This is a genomic window from Arthrobacter sp. 05L421 (assembly GCF_056397785.1).
In genome coordinates this window covers 29,935-47,147 of record NZ_JBFTOC010000025.1, presented here as the reverse complement: position 1 = coordinate 47,147, position 17,213 = coordinate 29,935, and the positions used below count along the sequence as shown (strand labels likewise).

Sequence of the window (17,213 nt, the reverse complement as noted above, 5' to 3'; positions counted from 1 at the left end):
GAGACGCATTTCAACGGCACCCCGCACGGCGGCCGTGACGGACGCTCATGGGCAATCCCCGTTCATTTGGATTCGGCTCCCACAACGCCGCGCTGGTCATCATGCTGACTTAACCTGCATGTCAGATTGCCTGGCAGTCCAGGAAGTCCGTATCGGTTGAGATACCAGAATCGGGAACAACCACCCCGGTCCCGCCACCTGAAGCCGGCCGTCGACGGGGCTCGCCGGAGAAGAATGCAATGCCGGGCCATGCTCCGGTGACATCTGAGTTGCCTAGTTCTTCCTGAGTTCGTTGAGGTGCTGTTGGAGACTACGCCGTAGGGCCGCCTCTTCACCCGCACCGGGCTGGGCCATAGCGGCCAGCAGTTTTTCCGCGGTGGCCAGGACTGTGCGGCCGTGCGGGGTGAGCCTGATGCTGGTGCTTCGGGCGTCGCTGCCGCGTTCTTTGCTCAGAAGGCCCAGGCTTTCGAGTCGCCGGAGAACTTTGCCGAGGCTTTGTTTGCTGACCGACATAAGGGCCGCGAGGTCGGAGATTTTGGCGGGTTCGAGGTCGGCGAGGGATTCCAGCGCCTCGAGCGAGCCCTGAGTCAGGTGCAGGTGCGCCAGTCGCCGGTTGATCCTCAGTTCCTCARGTCGSGCTGTGACGCCGAGGATCCGGTAGGTGGGCCACGGAAGCGGCTCCCCTCCGTCGGCGGCGGCCATACTTGAGCTCCTTTGCGTCGTGTCGCGGGCGTGCGCTGGATCGCCGCGCCGCATGTGCGCCGGAGCCGCCCCACRGGTCAGTCCGAGGGGCGGCTCCGRATTACCACTGACTGCYCAGGCCTGCTSGATGTGGTCCTTGGCGTCCGCSRCAGTGTCTTTGACGTCGGAGACGGCGGTGTGTCCTTCCTCCTTGACGTTTTCGGCAGCGTCGGCCGCGGTGCTCTTGACGTTTTCCATCGCGTCCCGGGCCGGTTCCTGCAGGCCCTGGGCGACGTCCTTAACGGCTTGGCCCAGCTGGGTCGTGACCGGTTCGGCCGCGCTCTTGAGCGCCTGTGCCGCTTCCCTTTCCTTGGCGCTGGCCGGTATGAGGGAGGAGAGGAGCAGGCCAGCGCCGAAGGCAATCAGTCCCGCGGCAAGCGGGCTGCCCTGGGCTTTCACTGCCATCTTGTGGGGTGCATCGCCGATTGCGGAGCCGGCGTCCCCAAGGGTGGATCCGACGGCGGAGCCGGCGTCTCCGACCGCGGAGCCCACGCTGTCCACGACATCCTCGGCTGTTCCCATGATTTTGTCCTTCACGCCGAAGACGGCGTCTTTGACCTTGTCGGTCTGGCGGTGGACGATGTTGGACGGGGTCACTTTGTCCGCGACCGCGTCCACGTTGGTGCCGAGGCGGGCGCGGGTTGCCTCGATGTCGGCGCGGATGGCGTCAGGATTTTCACTCATCGGTGGTCCTCGTTCGGTTTCAGGGTAGGTGGGATTTCCTGGAGGGTTGCTGCGGTCTGGGGCATGCCCTTGATCGTTTTGAGTTCCTTGCGGCCCCTGGCGGCGAGGATGGCGGCAATGATGCCCCACAGGACGGCGACGATGACCGCGGACCAGCCGTAGCCGGTCCATTCCTCGCCGATGCCGTACCAAAGGGCGAGCGAGAGGAAGAGGAGCACGAAGTGTCCGGCGACGCCGGCTCCGGCAAGCAGACCGCCGCCTTTACCGGCCCGCTTAGCCGACTGCTTCGCCTCGATCTTCGCAAGCTCCACTTCCTGATGCATCAGCGTGGTCAGGTCACGGGTGACATCTCCGAGCAGATCGCCCAGGGAAGTCGCGTCGGCCTTGGCGTGTGCGGGGGTGGGAGGCGGCTCCGGTATTTGGCTGCTCACAGCTGGCGACCTTCGCCCTGGACAAAGGGATCGTTAGGATCACGCAGCGGAGCCCCAGCCGGACCGGGACCGTCAAACCCTGGCCGCGCTGGCTCGCCATACACGGTTTCACCGTAGACCGGAACGGCAGGGGTACTCTCCCCGTAAACGGGCGCGCCCGCCCCATAGGCGATGCCGCTGTCCGTAGCCGGGAAGTGGTCGGGCTGCGGGGGAAGGCCCGTGCCCGTTGCCGGAGCCGCCGTCGGGGCACCGGCCTGAAGGCTTCTGCCCAGACGTCCGGCCACCATCCCGGCCCCGGCCGCGAGGAGGAGAAAGGTCCCTGGCCGCTGCCGGGCGAACGACTTAACTTCCTCCAGGACTGACCCCGGATCCCGGTTCTCCAACCATGACGCAACGGAGGCGGAGCGGTCCGCGGCCTGACGGACGATGTCCGCGGCGACACCCTGCTCCTCCGGCGCCCCGGCCATCGTGTGCAACTCTTCGGAGATCTTACGGATCCCCTCGGCGGCCTTCTGCTGCTGCGTTTCGGCCTGGGCCGTGAGGTCGGACTTGGCCTGGTGCAAAAGATCCTTGGCGTTGGTCTTCGCTTCGGAGGCAACATTGGCGACCTCGGCCTTCGCCGTTTCTGCCACGCCCTGGACGGCGCCGGCTGTCTCGCCGGCGACGGTCGCTGCCTCGTCCTTCGCGGCCCTGGCCTTGGCTGAAGCGTCGCCTTCAGCCGCAGAAGGGGTAGTCGTTCCGGTCATGTCAAAGCCCTCCGCAGCGTACGGGTCAGATGTCTGCGGCCATGGGTTCTCGGTCATCATTGCTCTCTTCCTACAAGGGGTCGGCTGCTGTTGATGAACCAGCACACGCGGTAATAGTAGGCCGGATTACCGACAAATAGTAAGTACCCTTGCTAATTCTTTGTCCACTCCTCCAGGCGTAGATCGGGCCCAATTCAGAGCCCTGGGCCCAGCCCGGCCAACCGTCCCTGAAATGCGATTCTTCGAGATCTCAGGGCTGACGGGGCACTCACCGAACAACATCGGCTCCTGGAAGCGCAGCAGACCTGCCGCCGGCAGGCACCGGTGTCAGCGACACGCGCAGAGGCGAGGACGTCATCAGGGAAGAGGGCAAGAACCAGGCCGGACGAACACGGGCACCGACGATTCCCCCGCCCAGCGTCCCATCGGAGAATCCACATCGCGCGACCAGTCCGGCCTGTAGCACGATCCGACGGGGGACGGGGCACGGTCCCCTGGGCGACGGGCGGCAGGGACGCGGGCCAGTGTCGGCGGTCCAGAACGTTGTCTGGATCCTCTGCCAGCCGCCGGATCGGATAGTCATGGAGGGGCATTCGCCCTTTCTTGCCGGCACCTCACCTGATCCTAGGCCTCGCAGGCACCTGCAATGTACGTCCCGTCAAGCCTTCCCGCTCCCCCTGCGGTCCTCAAAAACTAAGGATTTCGAGGACGGTCACAATCGAGAACTCAACGCCCGCGCGCCCTGAGGGAAAGGCACCTCGATATCGGTTCTCGAGACCGTACTGGCGCTCAAGATCCGCGACTCGGGTTTTGAGAATCGAAGTGGATCCACAGGCTCATGTCCTATGCGCTGTCCCTCACCGCGACGCATTTGACTGTCTTCCGGCCACAAAGAATCCTGTGGGCTCTCGGAGTCCTCTGCACAGAATGTCCGAGGCTGCCTGCACAAGTTGGCCGCAGCTGATCGATGTGTCGGCGCGGAAGGCGTTCTACGAGCAGGCGGGATGCTTCTGAAGCTTCCCAATCGTCTTGCGTTTTTCGGCCTAAGCGCCCGATCCGGCGGCCTTCACACACGGCTCGGCGCGGCCACTGAACACTAGGTCAAAGTCGGGCCCAAAGCCCCTCGTGAACCGGGCTGACTGGGCCTAGTTTTAGTAATGTCCGGGCCCGGGCCACCGCGGAAATGAGCCCCGGTAGATCCTTGAATGGGAGGCTGCGTGATGGGCAGCGCAAACGGTCCTGATGATGCGGGACGACTCGACGCAGACTGGGCCGACACTCCGGAACCCCTGAACCAAACGGAAACCCGCGCTTCTGAGCACAGTGTTGACGACCGCTTCTACGAAGAGACTGACGGTGTTCTCCCCTATGGCGAGAACGACGGGTACTTCGATGACACAGGCGCCCCGGTCGACGGTATTTTGCCAGGAGACCCGGCCGCCGCCGCTACCCGTGAAACCGTGGTCGCCCGGGAAGAGGAGCGCTTCGGCGGCATCAAGATCGGCTCGGGTTTCTTCGGCTGGTTGGTCTCGACCGCCATGACTGTCTTGCTGGGCGCTCTGGTTGCGGCGGCCGGCAGCGCCGGCTTTCTGCCCGGCATGGACCCTCTCCCCGGAGCTGGCCAGGAATCAACCGGTGGCATGACCGGTGTGATCGTGCTCCTGTCGCTCCAGCTCCTCGCCTATTTTTCGGGTGGCTACGTGGCAGGGCGGATGGCGCGTTTCAACGGCGTCGGCCAGGGGCTCATGGTGTGGCTGTGGGGCGTCATCGGAGCCGCAGCGATGGCACTGCTCGCGATTACTGGGCAACACAATGCCCTTACCACGCTCAACAGTTTCCTTCGCCTTCCACTGGTCGAGGGGCAGCTGAGTCTAGGCGGCATCATTGCGGCCATCGCCGTGGCCGCCACAGCCCTGATAGGCGCCGTACTGGGCGGCCTCACCGGAGTTCACTACCACCGGAAAGTGGACCGAGCGGGCTTTACTCCGGCGGAGGAGTACTACCAGCCCTAGAAGCACACCCGGGTTCTCATGAAAGCGTATCGGGTCTCCGCGCCATTGCCGGGCTTCATCGTGCAATCTAGTCTGTCAGTGCCTGCTTCCAGCTGTGCTGTCGTTTTGAAGATGTTCCCATTGCAACTGACTTGCACCGGGGCGACGACGGCACCGGACCAGTTCGCCACCGGCAGTTCGGTGCCGCACGACCCTGCAGCACGAAGTGCAATTCGTAAGCGCCGGATTTGGCGGACATTCCGAAGCTGGTGGGGGAATTCGAAGCGGCGGAGCCGGCCAGCTCTCCTGGCACTGCGGGTTTCAGCTGCTTTGATGACCATTCGCCAATGGCTCGTATTGGAGATGCCTCCCCGACCTGGGCCTGCTCGTCCGTCTTATAAAAGTGTTGTTTATCGAGTCAGCACCTGGGCCGCCAGCGGTACGGTTCCCATGATTCCGGGCTGTTGTAACGGGACCTGCTGGTTCTTGCAGGAGAGGCGGAGCATACTCGAGGGACAGCAGCACGTGCTGCTTCGTCGTCCTCCGGTGCCCCCGTCAAGGGTTGTTGTCAGGGCCCAATGAGGAATGAGGCCAGTCATGGCCCCCGAACCACGCCTGCTGTTCCCGGAGCTCCTCGTCGACCACTTGCAGGATCTTGTCCTAAAAACCGAGGGCGTGAAGGAGCTGCTGGACGAACTCGCCGAGTTCTCCGCCGTCACCCTGGCCGACCCCGCCTTCGCCTTCTGCAGCATCACACTGATCCAGCGGAAGAAACCAGTGACCGTGGCATCCAGCGAAGAGCGCGCCCTCCGGCTCGATGAAACCCAATACAGTAGCGGCGATGGGCCCTGCCTGTCAGCGATCCGCCAGCAGGTCGTCGTGCATGTACCCAATCTGACAACCGAACACCGCTGGCCCGCCTACACCGCGGCCGCGCTTCAGGCAGGAGTAGGATCCAGCCTCTCCGTCCCGCTGGTTCTTGAGGGGGAAGCAGAAGCTGGCCTCAACTTGTACTCCACCCGGTCCCACGGCTTCAGCGGTGAAGACGTCAGCATGGTCGAAACGTATTCCTATCATGCGTCAAAAGCACTTCGCCTGGCCGTGCGGATCAGCCAGCTGGCCGAGGCGAAAGCCCACCTCACGGCTGCTATGGAATCCCGGACCACCATCGACCTGGCGACCGGCGCCATCATGGCGCAAAACCGGTGCAGTCAGCAGACGGCCATCAAGATCCTCACAATCGCTTCCAGCACCCGGAACGTCAAACTCCGGGACATCGCCGCCTCGGTGGTCGCGTCACTATCGCAGGACCCGAGAGTCCGGACGCACTTCGACGCTTAGGGACGGTTTTCAAACCGCATGAAGAGACCGGTCCGCGGACAGGGCAGGCCCGCGGGCCTACGGTGTGCAGTTGAGTGAGATGCCCAAGAGCAGTCCTCCTGATCCCGACGACGTCCCTCAAGGGAACGAAGTTCCCGCCGATGCCTTCTCCCCAGTTGTCGACCCGGACCTGGTGCCCGAATCCGCCACAGCGGAGGAGAACGGGGCAAGCACCGACCCTGAGGAATCAGGCGGCTAAGGCTCGCCCCGGACGGCCCCTCAACCCGGAGCGAGGAATCGGTGAGCGAAGCGGCCGATTGACCGGTTTTCGTGACCGGAACGCGCGGCTAAGGTTCGTTCGAGGTGATCCGTGTTTGGCTTGTAGATTCGCGAAATATCGGACGCCAAAGACCGCCGGCTGCCCAGCACTGACGACTGGGGACGAACAACCAGATACCGGCCCGGTGCTCGGGACCAGAGTCTTCGGCGGCCGGCCGCCGTCGTCCCGCCTGATCCGGGTCCCGTGGAAGGACGTCGCAGACGTCGGTATTGTCATCAGCCTCGGCGTACGGGGCGGCAGCTTGGATGCCGACTGGGTGGAACGCTGGGTCCGGGACAAGATCATCGCGCGCATACCCGGAGGCCGCCATGATCCTCGGTGACATCCTCGGGACCCCCGTGCACGACGGCGACGGCAACCGCCTGGGCAAGGTGGCCGACGCCCGGTTCGTCGTCGACGGCGCCCCGGGCCAGCTCATGGCCGCGGCCCGCCTCTTCGTGCTCGTGGTCAGCCCGCACAGCGCAGCGTCCTTCCTCGGCTACGAAAGAACCGGCCTGACCCAGCCCTGGCCCCTGGCCCTTCGCTGGCGCCACCGCGGATCCTTCCCCGTCCAGTGGGAAAACATCGCCAGGATCGGCCCGGACTCCGTGGCCCTGAGGCGAGACTTCACCCGCTACGACCCCGCACTCCCGAAGCGCGCGGACGGCGCCTAACCTGTGGCCATGCCCACCGGATTAAGATTCGCTCCCGTTTTTTCCAAGGTCGCACAGGGACAATGATCGGGCCGGCGGCGGTCGCCCTCCAGGCTCGGCTGCATAGCCCAGTCCGCCGCCGGTCTCAGCACCCGCAACGGGGCGTCCCCTCAGTTGCCGGATGGGCCGCCCGGCTCCAATTTTCGTACTTCCGGACCACTCATCCGTCCGGGACCGCGCTATGTCCAGTTCGCGGACGAACAGCTCGCCCACTCTGGCGAGTCGGCAACCTCCGCGCTTGAGTCCTGGGATTCCCGCGGAGGGCTTACTCATTTAGGCCTTTGGACGCGTCGGGCAGCCGCATCCATCCCTGTCCACTTCCCCGTTATCCAGATGTCGGCGGCCTTGTACCCTCGCCTGCCGGACAAGAGGAGGCCTTGGCTGGCCGGGACAGGTCTCATTGCCCTGGGAATAACGGACCCGATGCTCACGCTCATTCGGCCGGGACGGTGCCCCTGCCGTGGCGGATGCGCTTTACGACGGCTGTCGTGGACACATCAGCCACGTAGTCCAGAATTGCCACCGTCCCGCCGTACCGTTCCACGGCCCGGGCTTCCGTGAGCATTTCCGGAGTGTAGTCACCTCCCTTGGCGTAGATTTCGGGCCGGAGCTCCTCGATCAGCGGCGCCGGGGTGGGCGTGTCGAACACGGTGACATAGTCCACGCAGCTCAGCGACGCGACAACGGCGGCTCGGTCCGCGGCGGTGTTGATCGGCCGATCGGGCCCTTTGAGCGCGCGGACGGAGTCATCGCTGTTTAGGGCCACCACCAGGATGTCGCCCAGCTGCTTGGCTTGGTTGAGATACCGGGTGTGTCCTCGGTGCAGGACATCGAAACAGCCGTTGGTCAACACGATCCTCTGCCCGGCGGCCCGGTGGCGGCTAATCTGCCGCGCGAGCTCCCCGGCGTCGAGAGCGGTATCGGCGAAGCTGGCCAGGTGCTGGCAAAGGTCATCCGTGCTGCACACCGACGTTCCAGTCCGGCGGACCACAATGTCGGCTGCCGCCTGGGCGAGGTCCACGCTCGTCGCCAGCGGCAACGAGGCGGCCCGTGCCAGTGTCAGCGCAGCCACGAAGGTATCCCCGGCCCCGGAGGCCTGTTTCTCCGTGACGGGCTTGGCCCAAGTTCGGTGGACGTCGCCGGAAGTGGGCATCAGGATAGCCCCTTCACGGTCCAGCGTCACCACCACGGCAGCTGCCCCGGTTGCGCGCAGCAGCTCTTGGCGGTGCTCGACGACGACGGCGGGTCGTCTGGAGCTGGCCGACAACTTGAGACCGAGGACTTCGGCGGCCTCCTGTGCATTCGGCGTGGCCAGATCCGGCCTGAGAGCAGCCCAGGGCCGGGGGTCGTGGGCGTCAACGACCACCAGCACGGACTCGGGGCGCCCCGCGAGCGCTGCGAGGAGGGTACCTTTCACCGGCCCGCTAAGGAATCCGGCACCATAGTCGCAGACGACGACGGCGTCCTGGTTCTGGAGTACTTCCGGCAGGCACATGGCCGAGGCGGCGAGGGCGGCCGCCGGAACTTTGGCGGCGGACTCATCGAAGCGCAGCAGCAGCTGGCCACCGCTGCTGATCCGCGTCTTCGTCGTGGTGGTCAGGCCCGGGACCCGGCAGATATTCGCGGTGTCCACTCCGGCTTCCTCCAGCTGTCGCAGCAATTCCGCACCTGCCCCGTCGCAGCCCACGACCCCGACGAGTCGCACCTTGGCGCCGAGCGCAGCCAGGTTCACGGCGGTGTTCGCGGCGCCGCCGGGGGCGAAACTGCGTTTGCCGACGTCGACTACCGGGGCCGGCGCTTCCCGGCAGAGTCTTTCGATGGTGCCGCTCCACCAGCCGTCCAGCATTGCGTCGCCGACGACCGTTACCGCTGGACCAATCGCGGCCAACCGTCGGGGAAGCCACTCTTCCAGACCACGCTGCCCCGCCAGATCTCCGCCGTCGGGAGTGTTCTTCCCGGCCGACAGCGTTGTCACGGTTGCCGTCTTCCGCCGGGTGCGGTGCGTCCCATGATTTCAGGGGTCTTCGGCGGAGCTTCCGGGAGACTGCCAGCGGGTTTCGCCGTTTGCGGATCGCGGATGGAGATCCGCTCCCTGGATCTGTTGCGTGCGCAGTTGACGGTCACAAACACGGGAATCCTTCCCTAGCTCCTGGGGAGGTCCTGAGCAGCTGCCGGTATGCTCATGGGCTTTTCGCGGGACCTCCTATGACCAGTCGCTTACCCCGTTAGGGGCAGGTTTACACCCTTGGCCGGGGGCCGAAGTGTTCCCGATGCTCCGGGATGATCAACGGCGGGCGGTGTAGCCAGCGGCCCCCGAGGGGAACTATGGTTGCGGCACGGTCGGCCGAGGGCCGCTACACCGACGGCCCTCCATACGGACGCCGGGCCAGGTACAGACGGGGAGGACTCGATGAAGGGGTTCGGACCGGAAGTTTCCGGCGACGCCGACGTTGTCGGCTGGGGCGTCGGACCGATCTTCGAGAAGTTCGAACGCGTCAGGCGAATAGCAGTGCTGCGCGGGGGCGGGCTGGGCGATCTCCTGTTTGCGCTGCCTGCCGTCGCTGCCCTCCGGGCGGCCTACCCTGACGCCTCGGTCACTGTCCTGGGAACCCCCGTCCACCAGGAACTGGCGGCCAGCACCGCGGGGCCAGCCTACGACGTCCGGGTCCTACCCTTCGCGGAAGGCATCCGGCCCGGCCCCGAGGGCCGCACGGATGTGGAGGCCTTTTTCGCCCAGATGAACGGGGAACCGCTCGACCTCGCCGTACAGCTGCATGGCGGAGGGCGCTTCTCTAATCCGTTTCTGCTGCGCCTGGGCGCTAGGCATACGGTAGGCGCCCGGACCCCTGATGCCGCCCGGCTGGAGCGCAACCTTCCCTATGCCTACTATCAGCACGAACCGCTCCGAGCCCTGGAAGTTGCCGGACTTGCCGGCGCTCCCCCGGCCGGCTTGGAGGCTCGGCTACGGCCCTTGGACCGCTACGCGGCAGGGCTGCAACCTTTCCTGGGAGGCGAGTCCGCCGTCGTGGTTATCCACCCGGGCGCGACGGACCCGCGTCGACGCTGGCCGGCGCGAAGCTTCGGCGAGGTAGCGGCGGCCTGCGCGGCGGACGGTGCCCGGGTGCTCGTAGTGGGCACCCGGGACGAGGAAGACCTGGCCGCAGCGGTAGTGGCGGCGTCCGCCTCGGCGCAGGTCACTTCGCTGGCCGGTGAACTCGCGCTAGGGGCTCTGGCGTCGCTACTGGCCGCGGCAACGGTCCTGGTGGGCAACGACAGCGGTCCGCGACACCTGGCACAGGCGCTGGGTACCCCGACAGTAGGCTTGTACTGGGCCGGGAACGTCATCAACGCGGGCCCGCTGGGCCGCAGTCAGCACCGGGTACACGTGTCATGGCTGACTCACTGCCCCGAGTGCGGCGCCGACGTCACCCAGGTTGGCTGGACGGCTCCGCGTTGCCCACATGAGAGCCCGCTCGTGGCCGGCATCAGTGCTGCCGCCGTCTATCAGGACGTGCGGATGTTCACGGCCACGACCCCTCTTCCGCGGGGCAGATAAGCAACTCGCGGACCACGCATCCCGGAGGCTGGGAGAGCACAAACAGGACAGCCTGGGCCACATTGGCGGGATCATTGAGTTTGGAATCATCCTCTGGCCTGTACTTCTCGGGCCGGTCGTCGAAGAACCTGGTCTTCATCCCGCCTGGAATCAGCGTGGTCACCCCGATTTCTCCGCTGGTTTCCGCCGCTAGGGCGTGGCTGAAGCCCACCACGCCGAACTTTGAGGCGCAGTACGCGGAGGCCTCCGGCAGCGCCCTCTTCCCCAGGGTCGACGCAACCGTGACCACCCGCCCCCGTGATGCCTTCAAGTAGGGCAGCGCTGCACGGACCACGGACACTGTGCCCAGGAGGTTGACGAAGATGACCTGCTCCCAGTCTTCGGCCGGAACGTTCTCCAGTTTTCCGCAACGATCAATGCCTGCGGCGGTGACCACAGCGTCCAGGCCCCCCAGGGTGTTGGCGGCCTGGTTGACCGCCTCACTGACGGCGGTCCGGTCCGCGACGTCCACCTCGATAGCCTTCACCGCGGACACTGCGTGGATGTCGCGGTCCAACACTATGGGCGTTCCGCCTGCCTGCAGCACGGCGTCGACGACGGCGGCACCGAGTCCGGAGGCTCCTCCGGTGACCAGCACCCTGCCTTGTTGCATCTCGTAGGTCATGATATTCCTTTCGCTGTGCGGCCGGTCGAGGGGCGCCGGCCCGGGACGGGAGGTTAGTCAGCCGACGCGGGCCAAGGCATCGGCGAGGTGAGTCGTGGAGCGCGCCGGATGGTAGGGAACGGTGAGGCAGCGGCCGCCCCAGCTCTCCACCAGTGGGGTTTCGGGCAATTGCCGGACGTCGTAGTCTCCTCCCTTCACCCAGATGTCCGGTCGCAGCATGGTCAGGCATTTTTCCGGGGTGTCTTCGTCGAAGACGAGCACGGCGTCGACGCACCCAAGGGCCAGCAACAGTTCTACCCTGTCCAGCTGATTGATGATGGGACGGGTTGCCCCCTTGATCCGCCGGATGGACGAGTCCGAGTTCAGGCACACGATCAGGCAATCGCCGAGGGCCCTGGCAGCTGCGAGCGACCGCGTGTGACCGGCATGGAGCAGATCGAAGCAACCTCCGGTCGCCACCACGGTTCCGCCGGCGCGTCGCACCCGTCGGGCCAGCGCCACCGCGTCATTGCCCCTCCGGCTGGTGTTGTTCAACGAAACCGGCCGGGGTGCGTCATTCAGCGCCCCCACGCCGCCGCCGGCCAGGAACAATGCCGCTTCACGGACTGCCACGCGTGCCGATTCCGTGAGGTCATTGCCAGCCGCGAGCTGGGCAGCGAGGCTGGCTGCCAGCCTGTCGCCCGCGCCGCAGGGATCGACGACTCGGGTTTCCGGCGGCGCAATGTGCAGTGGGGTCGGGCCTGTGGAACGCGCCAGGGTTGCCCCGTACTCGCCCTGGGTCACTAGCACGGCGTTGCTGCGCCAGAGACTCATCAGTGTCCGGGCCAGCTCTCCCGGGCCGTCTGCGCATGGTGCAGGGGACAGGAGTGCCGCAGCTGCACGGGCCTCGGCCCAATTGGGCGTCACAACGGCGACGCTTTCGACTGGCGCGGCCCCGGCGGGATGCGGATCCCAGATGATGGGAATGCGACCTGCTAGTCGGGCCAGCACCGCTCGAAGGGACAGGTTGCTCGTCAAGCCTCTGCCGTAATCGGCCACCACAATGGCGGCCGCTCCGTCCATTGCCCGCAGCATTGCCGGCGTCACGGCGGGGACAGGTGCGCGTTGACAGCCTTCATCGAACCGCACAATCGGGTGGCCGTCGGCGCGAACCCTGGTTTTGACCGGGGTGGGGACGCCTGATGGACCAGCGACAACGGTGACGCGGGCCAGTTGCCCCCCGAGCCGCGTAGCCGCCTCGTCCGATCCGAGGACGGTCACCAGAACCACGTGGTGCCCGTCCTCAACCAGCATTGTGGCGACGAGGCCGGCCCCGCCGGCACGGTAACGGGCGCCGGATACGTCAACCACCGGCACGGGTGCATCCGGGCACAGCCGCGTGGCCACCCCGTCAACGTCAACGTCAAGCAGGACATCGCCCACCACAACGATGTTCATGACCCGGCCCCGGGCGAGGATTCCAAGGGGCCTTGCCGCAGGATCTCGGCGTCGAAGGCGCGGCAGATGGCATGCAGGGCAATTAAATGACACTCTTGGGCACTGGCCGCGGGACTGTCGATCGTGACAGCTTCATCGCAGTTCAGTGCCAGCGGGTTCGGGCCGGTTCCGGTCAGCGCCCAGGTGGTGACGCCCAGTCCTTTTGCGGTTTCCACCGCCCGGAGCAGGTTCACGCTCCTCCCGCTGGTGGAGAGCAACAGCAGGACGTCACCGGTGCGCGCGTGCGCCCGCACCTGGCGGGCGAACAGCTCCTCGAACCCGTAGTCATTGGCGATGGCGGTCACGGCTGAGGTCTCGGCGTGCAGCGAGATTGCCGAGAACGGCACCCTTTCGCCGTCGAACCGTCCCACCAACTCCGCCGTCAGATGCTGGGCCTCCGCGGCAGACCCCCCGTTGCCGGCCGCGAGCAGCCTCGCTCCGCACGCCAACCGGCGCGCCAGTTCCTCCCCCCACACCGCCAACCGGAACGACTGGCTCCGCAGTGACTCGAGCGCCGGGAGGACGTTGTCCAGGTGCGATCGGACGGCTGCCACCGACCCGGGCCGGGCGAACGGAGAGCCGGGGCGGCTCGTGCGGTCGCCATCTTCGGGCACCAGCAGAAGGGGACGATTCGGCCGGCTCAGAGACCACTCCGCGCTCACAGCGCCGCTCCTTCCACGGGATCCAGCCGCGGTGAGTCAGCACAGGCGGCCAGCGTATGCAGATATGCACTTTCAGTTTCGGCGGCTACGCGGTCCCACGAATAGCGGACCCGCACACGCTCCTGCCCGGCGCGCCCCAGTTCTCGGCGCAGCCTGGCGTCACCCAGCAATCTGGCGAGGGCCGCGGCTAAGGCGGCCGGGTCCTTCGGAGGCACGTGCAGTCCCGTGCCGTGATCCACCACGGTGTCCCGCAGACCGCCGACGGCTGCGGCCACTACCGGGATTCCGCACCCCATTGCCTCCAGCGGCACGATCCCAAAGGGTTCGTACCAGGGTGTGCACACCACCGCGTCGGCGCTGCGGAAGATGCCGGGCATGGCACCGCGGGGCACCTGCCCGCGGAACGTGACCTGGTCCCTGACCCCGAGTTCCGTAGCGACGGCGGAGAGCCTGCGTGCTTCGGCGTCGTCCCCACGTGCGGCAGCGTCACCGCCGCCGACTATGAGGAGTTCCACGTCGGCGAAGCCTGCATTCCGAAGCAGGGGCAAGGCCCTGATGGCTAAATCGACACCTTTGCGGGGAACCAGCCGCCCGACGGAGAGGATACGGTGGGCGCTGTTGCGGGGCTCGACGGCCCCGTCGCCTGCGAACAGGTGAACATCCACGCCGCACGGCGCGATGGAGATTCTGGCGGTGTCGATTCCCATGGCCTTGAGTTCGAAGACCTCATCGGAGCAAGTGGCAATAATGCGGTCCACGGACCGTGCCACAGATGGCTCAAGCCATTGCCTTTCGAGCGGACTGGTGTCCTGGGCACCCTGATGCCGGCGTTTGACGGGGCCCAGCGCGTGGAAGGTCTGCACTACCGGGACGTGTAAGCGGACGGATCCGCGCCGCGCCGCGTCGAGCGCGGCCAGGCCGGACATCCAGAAATGTCCGTGGACCACGTCCGGGGGGTGCCTGCCCCAGTCGCTGGAAATACCGTCGGCGAGCTTGCCCATGAATGGCAGGAGATCGTCTTTGGGCAGGCGGCGAGCGGGCCCGGCGTCGACGTGGACGACCTCCAAATCGGGCAGGATCCGGACCCGCTCGGGCAGTTCGGCCGAGTCCCGCCGGGTATACACCGTGACGTGGTGCCCGCGGCGGGCCAGGGCCTCCGACAGCGCGGCCACATGCACATTTTGGCCGCCGGCATCCACCCCGCCCAGTGCTGCCAGCGGACTGGCATGTTCCGAAACCATGGAGATTTTCACTGGCCCTTCCCTTCGTGCGTTGGAATCAGAATCCGCCCCCGCCGGAAGCGCGGCGAGGTCAGGTCGACGAGCAGCTCATTCCAGGAGCGGAGGAAGGCCTCGAGGCCGTAGCGGTCCAGCACCGCTTCGCGGGCGACGTTTCCCCGCAGCCGGGCTTCCGCGGGGTCCCGGACCAGCTGGGCGGCCGCGCGCACGAGTTCATCGACATTCGTGGAGATTGCTCCCGCCCCGGCTGGAACGGCGCGTGCCGCTTCAGTGGTTCCCAGCACCACAACGGGCATCCCAAGGTGCATCGCCTCCAGCAGCGCCAGGCCAAGGGACGTCCACCGAACCGGGTGTAGATAGACCCTGCAGCGTGCAAGTTCCCGGTGCAGGCGCGCGGTCTGCAGGTCTCCGCCGACCGTCAACTTCCTCGCCGGCAGCCCGGTAGCCTGCGGCAGCCCTGCTCCGCCCATACCGAAGACCCGCAGCGGCGCCGCAGCGGCGAACCGGGGCAGCAAGTCAGTGCCAGTGACCCGGCCCCGCCGAACGGTCTCATTGACCACGGCGCCGAGCTCAGGGACTTCACCGCTGTAGAGATGCCCCGGATCGGGGATACCGTGCTCGATGACGACCGTCGGGGCGGAGCCGTTGTCCCAGATCAGCTGGTTGAAGTAGGTGACGTGCACCAGCGGGATGAGGTGTTGGTCTGCGAACGGGTGCACCGAGTGGGGAACATCGCCCTTAGGGGTGTTGTGCTCCAGGAACACCGCGGGCAGGTCCTTACCGGGGATCCGGCCCAACACACGTTCGACTTCTACTAGCTCCTGCGCCCGTTGCAGGATAACGGCGTCCACGCTGCCCGGATCGAGGGCATCGAGGGCAACCTCCCGGACGGATGCGGGCCAATCCCGGCCTCCACGGCCCAGCCCCCACGCCCCGCGCTCCGGAAGCACCGGCAGCAGATACTCATGAGGCCCGCGCACGAACGCATCCGTCCAGCCCCCATGCACATGCCAGAGAAGGATTCTCATGTGTGCCGCACCCTCCGCGAAGCCAATGACGACACTCCCCCGAGTAGCCGTTCCACGGCTTCCAGGAGCTGCTCAGGTCCAACGGAGGCCAGACAAGGATGGCCCGGGACCGGGCACACGGTGGCGCGGCTTGACTTGCACGGCGCGTCCTGGTCGCCCAGGATCTCCAGCGGCACGCCGTAGGGGGCCCAGCGGATGGCAGGCACTACCGGAGAGAACAGGCACGCTACCGGAGTGCCGAGCGCCGCCGCCAGATGTGCCGGGCCGGTGTTGCCCGTGACCAGCACGCCGGCATGGGCAAGGACACCAGCCAGGGTCTTCAGATCGGTCAGGCCGCCCAAATCCAGGGCGGAAGGCCCCGCGACCGTGGCCGTGAGCTTCGTTTCGGCGGGGCCGCCGGTCACCACAACCCGGTACCCCGCGCCCTCAAGTAATTCCACCGCCGCCGCATGATGCAGCGCGGGCCACGCGCGGGCGGGCGCGGAGGCCCCGGGATGGACCACGACGTAAGGCTCCTCCCCCACCAGGTCCCGCACGTCCGGATACCCTTCAACGCGGAGCCTGCCGTCGTCCCCGGCAGGAAGGGTGAAGCCGGCCGCCCGTACGATCCCGAGGGCTCGTTCGGATTCCGGCTGGTCTTCAGGAAAGTCCTCGCCAGGCCGCAGGCGGACGTCCAGGAGGCTGCCCGCATAGTCTGTGGACGCGCCGGCAATGCGGCCGACCCCGGCCAGCCGCAGCAGTAAAGCGAGGGGCAACGGTGACTGGTGGAACGACGTCAGGATGACCGCCTCAGTGATCCGCGAATCGGTGACGAACGCTTTCAATGCGTCCACTTGATTCTTTTCCACCCGCGGGGCCGGGTTCGCGATCCAGGGACAACTCCAGCTATAGGCTTCGGAGACCCCCGGGAGGAGTGACGCGGCCGGCTCACCCTGGGGCCCGCACAGCACGACGACGTTATTGGGATCCCCTCCGTCAGACCGGCTCCCATGGGCAACAGCCCGGATGGCCGGACCCGCCAGCAGAACGTCACCGACGCTGTCCAGCCGGGCCACCAGGACCCGCGTCATGGCTCCGTCCTCCCGGCTGCTGCCTTCAAAAGCAGATCCACAGCAGCTCCCAGGTCCGCTGCCACTTCAAGGGCCGCTTTCACTTCTGCCGCCCGGGTCACCGGGGTGGGTACCAGAATGCCCCTGGCGCCCGAGACTCGCGCCGCTTCCATGTCACTTCCGATGTCGCCGATGAGTGCGGTCTCCGACGGAGCAACCCCCAGAGTGGTGCAGGCTTTCAGGACCATGCCCGGCGCAGGTTTCCGGCACGGGCAGCGGTCCGCGGGAGCGTGCGGGCAGATGCTCCAGAGGTCGAGGGGGCCCAACAGCTGATCGATCCGGGCGTTGACGGCGCCCACCTCAGCAGCGGTGAGGATCCCCCGGCCTATCCCCGACTGGTTGCTGAGCACCCCTATCAGGATTCCGCGGCTGCGCAGCCGCTGCAGCGACTCACGTGCGTGGGGCATCGGCAGGACCCGGGAGGGATCCGCGTTGTATGGGACGTCATGAATCAGGGTTCCGTCCCGGTCAAAGAAGACGGCCCGCAGCGGCGCTGTGCCAGAAGTTCCCATACCCACCCTGTTCCCCGTTCGGA

Annotated in this window: 16 protein-coding genes and 2 pseudogenes; 6 read left to right on the top strand and 12 right to left on the bottom strand. The window is 66.6% G+C overall.

Going from position 1 to position 17,213, the window contains the following annotated elements:
• Positions 1-273: 273 nt before the first annotated feature.
• From AC1DKQ_RS19935 to AC1DKQ_RS19920, 4 genes and pseudogenes are all read right to left on the bottom strand, one after another.
• A pseudogene (locus AC1DKQ_RS19935) lies at positions 274-579 on the bottom strand (MarR family winged helix-turn-helix transcriptional regulator); the annotation flags it as partial.
• A 249-nt stretch (positions 580-828) separates the two neighbouring features.
• Positions 829-1,425 (bottom strand): annotated as a pseudogene (locus AC1DKQ_RS19930) (DUF3618 domain-containing protein); the annotation flags it as partial.
• Positions 1,422-1,856, bottom strand: a complete 435-nt coding sequence (locus tag AC1DKQ_RS19925) for a phage holin family protein (RefSeq protein WP_476919945.1) — start codon at positions 1,854-1,856, stop codon at positions 1,422-1,424. The pseudogene AC1DKQ_RS19930 and the gene AC1DKQ_RS19925, both read right to left, overlap by 4 nt.
• Positions 1,853-2,602, bottom strand: a complete 750-nt coding sequence (locus AC1DKQ_RS19920; RefSeq protein WP_476919944.1) for a hypothetical protein — start codon at positions 2,600-2,602, stop codon at positions 1,853-1,855. The genes AC1DKQ_RS19925 and AC1DKQ_RS19920 overlap by 4 nt, the downstream gene beginning before the upstream one ends.
• A gap of 1,220 nt (positions 2,603-3,822) precedes the next feature.
• On the opposite strand from AC1DKQ_RS19920, the gene AC1DKQ_RS19915 reads away from it, so the two are divergent.
• The 5 genes from AC1DKQ_RS19915 to AC1DKQ_RS19895 all read left to right on the top strand — a co-directional run bounded on the left by AC1DKQ_RS19915 (position 3,823) and on the right by AC1DKQ_RS19895 (position 6,906).
• On the top strand, positions 3,823-4,614 hold the full coding sequence (locus tag AC1DKQ_RS19915) for a YrzE family protein (protein WP_476919943.1): 792 nt from the start codon (positions 3,823-3,825) through the stop codon (positions 4,612-4,614).
• 576 nt (positions 4,615-5,190) lie between these two features.
• On the top strand, positions 5,191-5,934 hold the full coding sequence (locus AC1DKQ_RS19910; protein ID WP_476919942.1) for a GAF domain-containing protein: 744 nt from the start codon (positions 5,191-5,193) through the stop codon (positions 5,932-5,934).
• 70 nt (positions 5,935-6,004) lie between these two features.
• Positions 6,005-6,172, top strand: a complete 168-nt coding sequence (locus AC1DKQ_RS19905) for a hypothetical protein (protein ID WP_476885523.1) — start codon at positions 6,005-6,007, stop codon at positions 6,170-6,172.
• Positions 6,173-6,377: 205 nt separating this feature from the next.
• The gene (locus AC1DKQ_RS19900) at positions 6,378-6,575 is read left to right on the top strand and encodes a hypothetical protein (protein WP_476885524.1); all 198 of its coding nucleotides are present in this window, start codon (positions 6,378-6,380) and stop codon (positions 6,573-6,575) included.
• Entirely contained in the window at positions 6,562-6,906 is a 345-nt protein-coding gene (locus AC1DKQ_RS19895) for a PRC-barrel domain-containing protein (protein WP_476885525.1), read from the top strand. Before AC1DKQ_RS19900 ends, AC1DKQ_RS19895 begins: the two co-directional genes overlap by 14 nt.
• A gap of 472 nt (positions 6,907-7,378) precedes the next feature.
• On the opposite strand, the gene rfaE2 is transcribed toward AC1DKQ_RS19895, so the two are convergent.
• Positions 7,379-8,920 (bottom strand): D-glycero-beta-D-manno-heptose 1-phosphate adenylyltransferase, encoded by a 1,542-nt coding sequence (gene rfaE2, locus AC1DKQ_RS19890; RefSeq protein ID WP_476919941.1) that lies wholly within the window; start codon positions 8,918-8,920, stop codon positions 7,379-7,381.
• A gap of 435 nt (positions 8,921-9,355) precedes the next feature.
• On the opposite strand from rfaE2, the gene AC1DKQ_RS19885 reads away from it, so the two are divergent.
• Positions 9,356-10,501: a glycosyltransferase family 9 protein gene (locus tag AC1DKQ_RS19885; protein ID WP_476885527.1), complete on the top strand. Its 1,146-nt coding sequence runs from the start codon at positions 9,356-9,358 to the stop codon at positions 10,499-10,501.
• Here the strand turns inward: AC1DKQ_RS19885 and AC1DKQ_RS19880 are convergent.
• The 7 genes from AC1DKQ_RS19880 to AC1DKQ_RS19850 form a co-directional block, all read right to left on the bottom strand.
• A complete protein-coding gene (locus AC1DKQ_RS19880; RefSeq protein WP_476919940.1) occupies positions 10,467-11,165 on the bottom strand; it encodes an SDR family oxidoreductase in 699 nt (232 codons plus the stop codon). The two genes, AC1DKQ_RS19885 and AC1DKQ_RS19880, sit on opposite strands and share 35 nt — an antisense overlap.
• Before the next feature lie 57 nt (positions 11,166-11,222).
• Positions 11,223-12,602, bottom strand: coding sequence for a PfkB family carbohydrate kinase (locus AC1DKQ_RS19875; protein WP_476919939.1), 1,380 nt, complete (start codon positions 12,600-12,602; stop codon positions 11,223-11,225).
• Positions 12,599-13,195, bottom strand: a complete 597-nt coding sequence (locus AC1DKQ_RS19870) for a D-sedoheptulose-7-phosphate isomerase (RefSeq protein WP_476885580.1) — start codon at positions 13,193-13,195, stop codon at positions 12,599-12,601. Before AC1DKQ_RS19870 ends, AC1DKQ_RS19875 begins: the two co-directional genes overlap by 4 nt.
• Before the next feature lie 104 nt (positions 13,196-13,299).
• On the bottom strand, positions 13,300-14,556 hold the full coding sequence (locus tag AC1DKQ_RS19865) for a glycosyltransferase (protein ID WP_476919938.1): 1,257 nt from the start codon (positions 14,554-14,556) through the stop codon (positions 13,300-13,302).
• Complete coding sequence (locus AC1DKQ_RS19860) at positions 14,553-15,569, bottom strand: glycosyltransferase (protein ID WP_476919937.1); 1,017 nt, start codon at positions 15,567-15,569, stop codon at positions 14,553-14,555. Before AC1DKQ_RS19860 ends, AC1DKQ_RS19865 begins: the two co-directional genes overlap by 4 nt.
• The gene (locus AC1DKQ_RS19855) at positions 15,566-16,639 is read right to left on the bottom strand and encodes a glycosyltransferase family 9 protein (protein WP_476919936.1); all 1,074 of its coding nucleotides are present in this window, start codon (positions 16,637-16,639) and stop codon (positions 15,566-15,568) included. The genes AC1DKQ_RS19860 and AC1DKQ_RS19855 overlap by 4 nt, the downstream gene beginning before the upstream one ends.
• Entirely contained in the window at positions 16,636-17,190 is a 555-nt protein-coding gene (locus AC1DKQ_RS19850) for a D-glycero-alpha-D-manno-heptose-1,7-bisphosphate 7-phosphatase (protein WP_476885533.1), read from the bottom strand. The genes AC1DKQ_RS19855 and AC1DKQ_RS19850 overlap by 4 nt, the downstream gene beginning before the upstream one ends.
• Positions 17,191-17,213 lie beyond the last annotated feature (23 nt).

Excerpts from the sequence above, each read along its gene's own strand:
- AC1DKQ_RS19920 (WP_476919944.1), bottom strand. The coding sequence starts at position 2,602 with ATGACCGGAACGACTACCCCTTCTGCGGCTGAAGGCGACGCTTCAGCC.
- AC1DKQ_RS19915 (WP_476919943.1), top strand. The coding sequence starts at position 3,823 with ATGGGCAGCGCAAACGGTCCTGATGATGCGGGACGACTCGACGCAGAC.
- AC1DKQ_RS19910 (WP_476919942.1), top strand. The coding sequence starts at position 5,191 with ATGGCCCCCGAACCACGCCTGCTGTTCCCGGAGCTCCTCGTCGACCAC.
- AC1DKQ_RS19895 (WP_476885525.1), top strand. The coding sequence starts at position 6,562 with ATGATCCTCGGTGACATCCTCGGGACCCCCGTGCACGACGGCGACGGC.
- AC1DKQ_RS19885 (WP_476885527.1), top strand. The coding sequence starts at position 9,356 with ATGAAGGGGTTCGGACCGGAAGTTTCCGGCGACGCCGACGTTGTCGGC.
- AC1DKQ_RS19880 (WP_476919940.1), bottom strand. The coding sequence starts at position 11,165 with ATGACCTACGAGATGCAACAAGGCAGGGTGCTGGTCACCGGAGGAGCC.
- AC1DKQ_RS19875 (WP_476919939.1), bottom strand. The coding sequence starts at position 12,602 with ATGAACATCGTTGTGGTGGGCGATGTCCTGCTTGACGTTGACGTTGAC.
- AC1DKQ_RS19860 (WP_476919937.1), bottom strand. The coding sequence starts at position 15,569 with ATGAGAATCCTTCTCTGGCATGTGCATGGGGGCTGGACGGATGCGTTC.
- AC1DKQ_RS19855 (WP_476919936.1), bottom strand. The coding sequence starts at position 16,639 with ATGACGCGGGTCCTGGTGGCCCGGCTGGACAGCGTCGGTGACGTTCTG.
- AC1DKQ_RS19850 (WP_476885533.1), bottom strand. The coding sequence starts at position 17,190 with ATGGGAACTTCTGGCACAGCGCCGCTGCGGGCCGTCTTCTTTGACCGG.